5 protein-coding genes and 1 pseudogene are annotated in these 9,181 nt (G+C 66.2%); 2 read left to right on the plus strand and 4 right to left on the minus strand.

The features are described from left to right. Nucleotides 1-324: 324 nt before the first annotated feature. From QZY44_RS03285 to QZY44_RS03295, 3 genes are all read right to left on the minus strand, one after another. Entirely contained in the window at nt 325-1,305 is a 981-nt protein-coding gene (locus tag QZY44_RS03285; RefSeq protein WP_295442202.1) for a prohibitin family protein, read from the minus strand. Between the two features lie 188 nt (nt 1,306-1,493). Then, entirely contained in the window at nt 1,494-2,960 is a 1,467-nt protein-coding gene (locus tag QZY44_RS03290) for an alpha/beta hydrolase (RefSeq protein ID WP_295442205.1), read from the minus strand. 43 nt (nt 2,961-3,003) lie between these two features. After that, entirely contained in the window at nt 3,004-5,610 is a 2,607-nt protein-coding gene (locus QZY44_RS03295) for a DNA phosphorothioation-associated putative methyltransferase (RefSeq protein ID WP_295442207.1), read from the minus strand. 321 nt (nt 5,611-5,931) lie between these two features. Here QZY44_RS03295 and QZY44_RS03300 point away from each other — a divergent pair, with 321 nt between their 5' ends. Beyond that, complete coding sequence (locus QZY44_RS03300; protein ID WP_295442210.1) at nt 5,932-6,606, plus strand: SOS response-associated peptidase; 675 nt, start codon at nt 5,932-5,934, stop codon at nt 6,604-6,606. A 208-nt stretch (nt 6,607-6,814) separates the two neighbouring features. Here the strand turns inward: QZY44_RS03300 and QZY44_RS03310 are convergent. Further along, nucleotides 6,815-8,322: pseudogene (locus QZY44_RS03310) on the minus strand (L-serine ammonia-lyase). A gap of 424 nt (nt 8,323-8,746) precedes the next feature. On the opposite strand from QZY44_RS03310, the gene QZY44_RS03315 reads away from it, so the two are divergent. Then, nucleotides 8,747-9,181: PD-(D/E)XK nuclease family transposase (locus QZY44_RS03315; protein ID WP_295442216.1), on the plus strand; the 435-nt coding region annotated here is incomplete at its 3' end.

Here is a 9,181-nt window from a genome sequence, read left to right on the forward strand (position 1 = left end):
CACTGTTGCGCTCCTGGCTGCGTCCTCATCGCGGGATCTCCCAGGAGCAATTGCCGCTCTACCTGGGGTTCTTTCAGTTCACGCACAACGTCCGCCGGCGCGGTCGGGGGCTGCTCCAGGCCATGCTCTCGGCCTTGCTGACCAGAACCGCCTGAAACGCAGGAAGAGCCACGGTGATTAGTAGGAGCCTTTTTTGCGCCGAAGACCGATACCTAAGCATGATCCCAAATCCGATAACTCCTCATGCCACGCCGCCGCGCTCGCCAAGCTGATTTCTTGGCGAGCTTGGCGAGCTTGACGCCTTGGCATGAGCCCGTCTCCTCACTATTTCCCGGCGCCGGCGCCTTGCGGCGCAAGTGGCGCCACGGTCGCGGGGATCGCATTCAGATTCAACATCGGCAAAATGCCGCGTTCGCTCAGCAAGGTTTGGGGTAAGGTGCCGCTCCAGCGCTCTGCCGCGACTAGTGAGATCGCCTCGGGATGTGCGGCGACGGCCTCGCCGCGCAGCCGCAAGCTGCCCGCTTGCGCCGCGCCGATAATCTGGATGGCTTGTGCCTCGCCATCGGCGCGGATGACCGCTGAACGCTTTTGCCCCTCTGCCCCAATGGCCGCAGCGTCCGCTTCGCCTTGGGCGCGTACCCGCACCTGCTCTGCTTCAAAGCGAATACGATTCACCGTATTCTCGGCCGCCACCGCGTCATTCTTGGCTTTCACCGCTGCCTCAACGCTGGCGACAAAGATCGGGCTATATTCGATCTTGGCGATCTGCAAGTCGACCACTTCAATGCCGAACAACTCATCGAGCCGGCTCGCGACGGCCTGCCGGATTTCGTTGGCAATGACTTCGCGTTCCTCAGAGATCTTGATCGTGTTACGCCGGGCGAAGACCCGCATGGCGCGATCGGCGATGATTGGCTCCACATTCTCCCGGATACCGAAGCTGCCGGATTGGCCGACCTGGTATAGCAGGCGAAAAACGGCCTTCGCAGGAATCCGGTAGGTCATCCCTACCGAGATTCTGACCCATTGGTTATCGATGGTATACATCGTCAGATCCTGGACTTTCAGGATGTCGAGTGAGACTTGCAGGCGATCAACCTGATCGACAACAGGGAGTTTAAGATGAATGCCTGGACCATAGGGATCGCGGGTCGTTACTTGGCCTAAGCGGCGCACGCCGGCCATTTCGGTAGGATCGACGACGAACACGCCGAACCAGAGCAATGCTCCAGCCACGATGAATGCTATCCAGAATGGATGATAGAGTAACCCTGTGAAGCGTTCCGGCAAAATCGGCAGTGGCATCGTATGTTCTCGTCGGGTCGGTGGCGTCCGGTATGGGTCTATTCCGCGTTCTCAGCGCTGGGAGCGCCGCACCCCAGTGCGGCGCGATCTTCCAGGCGACTGCGGCATTGCGTTCTGTGGATAGGCTGGGCCGCACTCGGGTGCGGCGCTCGCAGTCGCCGGAGCGATGATCAATGCCTGTGCCGGCCTCATCGCGTGTCGGCCTGCACCGCCGCGTCAATGCGCTCCACGATCACCTGGAAAAACGGGTTGCTGCGGATACGCGCAAACTGTCCGAGCGGCAGGACGAGCGCCCCGGTCTCGCCCCGCGGCGCGACATGCCCGAGCGGGAGCTCCAGTCCATCGGGCGTCGCGCGGGGTGTCAGGCCATAGATCGGATCGTCCATGGGCATGGGGATGGCGAGGTGCCCGAGGGAGAACACCGCGTCGGGCCAGGCGAGTCCGGTGGGCCGCGCGACGGCCTCGCGGGTGCCGGGTTCGCGTATCCATTGCGCGACCTCCTCGCTGTCACGGCGCAGGTTGCCGACCACTGTGAGCCGGAATGGCAGGGCCGGTACCTCCGTCATCCGGTCAAAGGCACGCCGCGGCTCGGGTCTGAGCAGGCTCCACCACACCGCACCGCGGTTTACGTCGAACACGACGAGCTCATGTCCTTTCGCGGGCAGCCGCTCGAAAAGCCGGGGGCCGAGGTCGGCCGCGACCACCGTCGCATCGATCAGCGACTGGAAGGCCGTCACCGTCGGCATGCGCGCCAGCGTCCCCCGGCGCTGCGCCTGCGCCAGGCCCGCCTCAAGTGCGCGGGTGAGGCGATCGATCTGCGCCCCGGCATTGACCGGGAAGGAGTTGTACTTGTAGGGGTCGTACTCGGGCATGACGTCGAGCCAGGCGGCCTTCGCTAGCCCTGGTAGGGGGGAAAGCAGGGCGGTAATGTTGGCCATCGCCGCGAACCGCGACAGGCCGGTCGCGGGCGAGAACAGCAGCAGCCGCGAGGGCATCGCCAGCCGCGGGTCGTCCATGGCCCGCAAGGTATGCAGCAGCGCGAGTGCACCGCCCATCGAATAGCCGGCGATATAGAGCGGCTTGCCGGGCGCGTGCTGCGCGGCGTCTCGCAGTGCGAGCGCAGTGGCCGCCATCCAGTCCTCCCAGGCGACCTCGCGCAAGGCGCCGGGGATGGTGCCGTGCCCAGGCAAGCGCAGCCATACCACGTAGAAGCCGCGCTCGTGTAGCAGGCGTCCGACCGCGTCCAGCGAATAGGGCGCATCCGAGAGACCATGCAACATCACCGCCGCACCGCGCGGCGCTGCCTGCGTGAGCGGATGCGTGCGGTTGCCCTGGGTGTCGAGCGCGATACGGGCCACCAGCGAGCCCGCGCTATAGCGGTCGATCTCACTCGCGTCGGGCGCTGCCGCGGCGGCGTAGAGGGTGGCCCGCAGTTCGGCAAAGAGCCGTTCCTCCTGGGCCATGTAGGCGGTCAGGGTTTGCGGTGCCCCTGCGCCGGCCCTGAATTCGTTGGTGAGTCGCACGGTGTGCCAGGGTGCGAGCGCCGGGAGGCGCCACCAGGCTTGGGCGGTGAAGCCGACGATGACGGCTGCGACGAGTGCCGCGAGCAACAGGATAGCCCGGATCGCGAGCTTGGTGGTACGGCGTAGCAACATGATGGTGTGCCCGGCGGTTGGTATCAGGTGTTCCGGAAATCGCCTAGAGCTCCGCCGCCGCGATCACCCGCGGCACCAGCCGCCCGGCAGCCGTCGGCACCATCCGCACCACCTGGCGGTTGTGCTCGGGGCCGTAACTCACATGGATCGGCTGGTCCGCGCCATAGAAATAAAGCCGGTCGAAGGGGGTGTTTTCCGCCAGCCAGCGGGCTACCTCCGCCATGTCCTCGTCCTCGACGATGAAGTCCACCGCCGCCCCATGGCGCGGGCAGATGGCATTGCCCAGGCGGTTGTGCTCATGTGCGGCGTGCTGGTCCAGCTTGGGGTCGGTACGCCCGGTGATCTCCCGCGCCAGTTCAGGCGAACAGAAGGCATAGGTCAGGCGGATCATCCCGAACCAGTCGATGACCGGGTCCAGCACCCGCTCCGCCAGGTCTTGCAGCGCATTCCAACTCGCCGCCTGGCGGGGGAGGTTGGGCAGGCCGGTGCGTGCCTGGGTCTCGCCGCACGCGATGAGCTGCCGGAAGGTTAGGAAGCGCCCGCAGCGATCGTCCAGCTCCGGGCAGGTGTCCGAGCGGCGTAGTCGCAGGCCGTCGATCACCCAGCGGTGGCGGGCCAGGGTCGCCGCAAACACCCCCGGGGGCGGGCCAAAGCCGGCGAAGTCGAACAGCCCCAAGGCGTCCAGGGCCTCCTCGAAGGCGACCTGTTCCGGGTAGTTGGGGAACTCCTCGTTGATGAAGCGCGACTTGTGGAACAACCAGGGCGGTGCAAAGGTCTCACCATACAGGTACCAATCGCACTCCTGATCGCGCAGCCGGACCTTGACGCGCTCCAGCAGGCGGGGCACGGCGAGCCCCATGAAGTCGTCATAACGCATCAGGCTCAGCTTTCCGGATCCGATGTGGATCTTCACCAGATCCGCTCCCTTTGTGTCGCCATAGAGCGCAGCGGCCGCCCCTACATAGACCCGCAGCAAGGGCGGCAACCGCTCCACCAGGCTGGTATGCAGCTGTAGCGAGCGACCTGGGTCCAGCCAGCCCAGGCCGTGCTCTGCCGCCTCGCGGCAGATGTCCGCGATGCCCTGGGTGTCACGGATGGAGAAGAGCAGGGCGCGTGCCTGCGCCTGGGCGGTCGCGTAGTCACCGAAGAGTGCCTTGATGGCCCGTTGCAGCTCGGGTTCCAACTGGGTGTAGGGGCGCCGCCGCTCGAACAGGTTCAACGCCAGGTAGACCAGCAGGTCCGCGCGGCGTGCCGCCTCGGCCCGGGCCAGGGGCTGCGGGTCCTCACGGTCGGCGAGGAAACGCAGGGCCTTGGCGAGCGACCCGAAGCCCTCCGTGAGGGTGGCGAGATCCGCCCCCACTTCATCGGCCTCCGGGCGGTGGGCCAGTGCGAGCCATCGTTCCCATAGGCGCCCGAGCGGTTCGCGGTAGGCGGCGTAGCGGTCCGGGCCGCCGGCGCTCGTCGGCGCGGGTGGGTGGCGGCTGGCTGGCGGGGGGAGCCCGGTGTGACGACGACTGCGGCAGCGTGCGGCCAGAAAGCGTTGCTCCGCCTCCTTGTCCCTGAACACATAATGAACGCCAGGGGCGACCGCGATCGGTTCCTCCTCCAAGGCCTCGGCGAGGTAGGCGCGGACCTCGGTCTGGGTGAATTGGCGCTGGAAGGTCCGGCGCTGGGTCAGCACCCCGTCATTGAAGTCGGTGCCCCGCGCTGCGCTCTGGTTGCTGAGCATCACCGAGACGACCAGCAGGGTCTGCGTCAGCGACCAGGCGCGCCCCAGTGCCGTCAGGCGCTCCTGCGGGTCTTCGATCACATTGATGACGAAGCCCAGATTGACGATGGGCGCCGGGTGGATGGGGTTCTCGGGGGCGTAATAGGGGTCCCAGCCGGCGGCCTGAATGCCCAGTTCGATGAGCCCCCGCACATCGTCCCCGCGCCCGCAGCCATAGTCGAAGAGGACCAATCGCCCCGGCGGCCCGTCGGTGCCCAGCGTCTCCAGCAGCCCATGCCGGGCCAGGGTCTGCACCGGTGCGGAGAAGCCATAGCGCACCAGGGCGGTGAGTTGGCGGGCGGCGGCCCAATGGGCGGCGGGGCCGGTTGGTGCCAGGGCCTCGGCCGGGACTTGTGGCGTGTCAGACCTCGGGTCCGCGTCCTCGCCGCCGGACTCGTCGTTCCCCAGCGGTAGCAGGGCGTGTCCGACGACCTGATAACCCCGCTCGCGCACCAGGTCCAACCACTGGCGCCGGTAGCCGATGCGGGTCGGTTCATCGAAGAGCCCGATCGACTCGCACGCCTGGGTCAGCCCGGCGAACGTCTCCCGCCGCGGGTCATCCGCGGCCAGCATGAGCTCTTTGCGGTGCAGGATGGGCGGATTCTGCGAGTCGGTGTAGGCGCGATAGCCGACCTCTCCGGTGCTCAGATCCACCCGCCAGCTCGCCTGCAAGGCGGGAAAGGGGTCGTCGAAGAAACCCGGGTAGTGGAGCAGCGCGACCTGCCGCGCAGCCGGATCGAGGCGCACGACATTGAACGCCTCCCCCCGCCGTACCCCCGCCTGCGCCTCCGCCGCCGCCACGATGGCCGCCAGTGCGGCATCCGCCGCGCCCAGGCCACTGATATGCAGGTAGGTCCGTTGGGCCACCGTCTTGCCGGTCATCAATCTGTGCTCGCGAAGTCAAACATTAAGGTCAGCGATCCCCCTGGGGGCGGCGTACCGTTGGGCCGCGTCCAGGCCGGGGCCAGGGTCAATGCCGATACCTTACTACAACTTCGCGCAGCGTCCGCCGTCGGCCGCTGTCGGTTGCCCTGAAGGACGACGGCCTACCTTCGCGCGTAGGAGCGGCCTCCTCGTCGCGACGTGCCGATCGGGGTTGCTCAGGCACGGCGTCCAGCGCCGATAACGTAGCGAAAAACCTTGGCGAGCTTGGCGCCTTGGCGTGACAATTCCCTTTCCAGGATTAACGAGCGCAGGTGCGCCATGTGTGGTCGTTTTATTCAGCACTCAGACCCTGACCTCTACGCCAGCCTGTTTGAGGTGGCGGTGGCGTGTGCGGCGAGCCCGCGTTACAACCTGGCCCCCACCCAGCCGGTGCTCGCCGTGCGCCAGACCACGGGCGGCACACGCGAACTGCTGCTGCTGCGCTGGGGCCTGGTCCCCTCCTGGTCGCAGGGGCCCGACAACCGCTATAGCATGATCAACGCCCGCGCCGAGACGGTCGACTCCAAGCCCGCCTACCGCAACGCCTTCAGGCACCGGCGTTGTCTGATCCCGGCCGAGGGCTTTTATGAGTGGCAGACCGTCGGCAAGGAGAAGACACCCTACCTGATCCGTCGCCAGGACGGCGAACCCTTCGGCATGGCCGGTCTGTGGGAGGCGTGGCAGGGTGCGGACGGCGCGCCGTTGCTCTCCTGCACCATCATCGTTACGGAGGCCAATCGCCTGATCGCCCCACTGCACGACCGGATGCCGGTCATCCTGGCGCCCGCGGACTATGACGCCTGGCTCGAGCCCGGCACCACGGACACCGAGTGCCTGCGTGCGCTGCTGCGGCCCACCGATCCGGGGCCTTGGACCATTGAGCAGGTCTCGCGCAAGGTCAACAGCCCGCGCAACGAGGGGCCGGAGTTGCTGGAGCCGGTGGTGGCGCAATAGCCCTAATCTCTATCCTCGTGCCCCCCGCTTCAGCCTGGTCGCGGACGCTGCGCCTACTCAGCGTATATCAGCGGTCTTGCGTAAACCGCACGGCCAGCATTTTCTTGGCCTCCCCAAACCCTGGTCGCCCCAAGACCGCGTGACGGCGCGCTGACGAAACCGCGAGCGGACGCGTGCTCTGGCCATCGGCGGCGCGCCAGCGCGCCGCTCAGCATTCCACCATCGTGACGCCCAGACCGCCTGTACCCATCTCCCGCAGGCGCGCCGGCATGGCGCGGCCGGCATCGGCCATCGCCGCGATGACCCGATCCAGATCTTCCCAGTGCTGGGAGGCGATTTCGTTCTTGGCAATCAGCCAGGCGTTATAGGCCTTGATGGCGCCAAAGGCGTTGCGCTCAATACAAGGGATCAGGACGAATCCCCCACCGGATCGCAGGTCATGCCCAGGTGATGCTCCAGCGCGATGGTGGCGGCGTTCTCCGTCACCTGTGCTGGTGCGCCCGTCGCAGAGGCCAGCATGGCCGCCGCCATGGCCGAGGCCACGCCGATCTCGGCCTGACACCCCATTTCGGCCCCGACCACACTGGCGTTCGTCTTACAGATCAGACCCACGGCCCCAGCGGCCATCAGCCCCTGACGCAATTGCGCGCGGGGGACCTGCATCCGATGGTTCATCATATAAATCACCGCCGGCATGACGCCGGCCGAGCCCAGGGTGGGCGCGGTGACCGCCAGACGTCCGGCGGCATTGCCCTCGGCAATCGCCAGGGCAAAGCTGCTCAATTCGCCGATGAAGGCCTCGGCGCCAGTGGCCTCGCCGGCCTTCTCATTGATCCACTTGGCCTTGCGATAAAACGCAAAGGGGCCCGGCAGCAGCCCTTCCTCGGTCAATCCATGCGCCACACCCTGGTTCATGGTGTCGATCACCAGGTCGAGGTGGTCATTGACCTCCTGTTCACCCACGCCCATGATGGCCTGCTCGTTGTCCAGCATGATCCGGTGCAGCGGCAGGCCGGTGGCGGTGGCCCGTTGCCTCAATTCGGTCATGTTGCCGAAGCGGTGCACCGGCTGGCCGCGATCGGGCGGGGGTTCACCCTTCCAGCTATAGAACCCACCACCCGTGGAATAGTATTCGCGTTCGAAGATGCGGCTGCCATCGCCGGCCAGCAGGCGCATGATCAGGGTGTTGACATAGGGAAAGGCGTGCTCGCCTCGGTCCCACAGGATCGTGGCCCCGGATACGTCGAACGGCTTGCCGGCGATCTGTGTGGTGCGCGCCTGCGTGGTGTCCTGCAGCGCATCCATCAATGCGGTGTCGCAGGTCTCCGGCTGCTGCCCGAGCAGCCCGGCCAGTATGGCGCGGTCGGTCCGGTGTCCCTTGCCGGTCACGCTCAGGCTGCCGAACAGCGTCACCTCGATCCGCTGCGCCCGGGCCAGTTGGTCCGCGGGCAGTGCGGCGACCGCCGCTCGGAAGTTGCTGGCAATGCGGATCGGCGCGACGGTATGTGAACTGGAGGGGCCCGGTCCAACTTTGAACAGGTCCTTGAGCGTGCTGGCGACCATGCCGTTTGACGGTAGCTGGTAACACAGGTCGGCGGGTCGCCCGCCGATGGCCTCGGCGGCGATGCCGCGCGCCCCGGCACCCGGCGGGAGCAACAACAGGCCACCGGACACCGGCGCCATGGCGGACAACTTGAGAAAGTCGCGACGGTCCATTCTATGCCTCCGGTCAATGGCTCGCGGGGCTTGATTATCGTTCCGGCCAGCCGCGACCCGTCCGCAACCGAAGGTCGAGGCTTACCGTGAAAGTCGCGCCGGGAGCGCGCTCCACTTCTCCCTCCTCCCTTGTGGGGGAGGGCCGGGGAGGGGGAACGGCCAAGGCGCCCGCCACTTTCATCTTGCGGGGTGGTGCGGGCGCCATGGCCGTTAGCCGGACCGGCGTGCATTCGCCACTGATTTCTTTCGGATATGTCTGGAGCCGCCACCGGCTAGAGCCTCGACCTCCGGTTGCAAACGGGCCATCGCTGGCCGCAACGATGATCAAGGCCGCTTGATCTTAGACTCATCCATTCAGGCGTACAACGACCATGACACACCCAGGTACTGAGCAAGTCCATCGTGACTGGACGGGATCGCCATCATGACCCGCCACCGCCGCCTGATCAGTTTCGATTGGGCGATGAAGCGCCTGTTGCGCAGCAAGGCCCATTTCGGGATTCTCGAAGGGTTCTTGAGCGAACTACTGCGCGAAGAGATTCAGATCCTGGAGGTCCTGGAGAGCGAGAGCAACAAGGAAACGGCGCTCGACAAGCAGAACCGGGTGGATTTGAAGGCGCGCAACGCTGGGGGTGAGATCATCCTGATCGAGGTGCAGTACCAGCGGCAGTTCGATTATTTGCAGCGTATCCTGCACAGCACGGCGCGCACCCTGGTGGAAAACCTTCGGGAAGGCCAGCCCTACGGCGAGGTGGTCAAGGTCATCTCGGTCAGCATCCTGTATTTCGACCTGGGTCAGGGGGGAGGATTATGTCTATCACGGTGCCACCCGATTCATCGGACTGCATCGTCACGACGA

Origin of the sequence: uncultured Thiodictyon sp., assembly GCA_903837595.1 — a bacterium.
In the GTDB taxonomy this organism is placed as follows: Bacteria; Pseudomonadota; Gammaproteobacteria; order Chromatiales; family Chromatiaceae; genus Thiodictyon.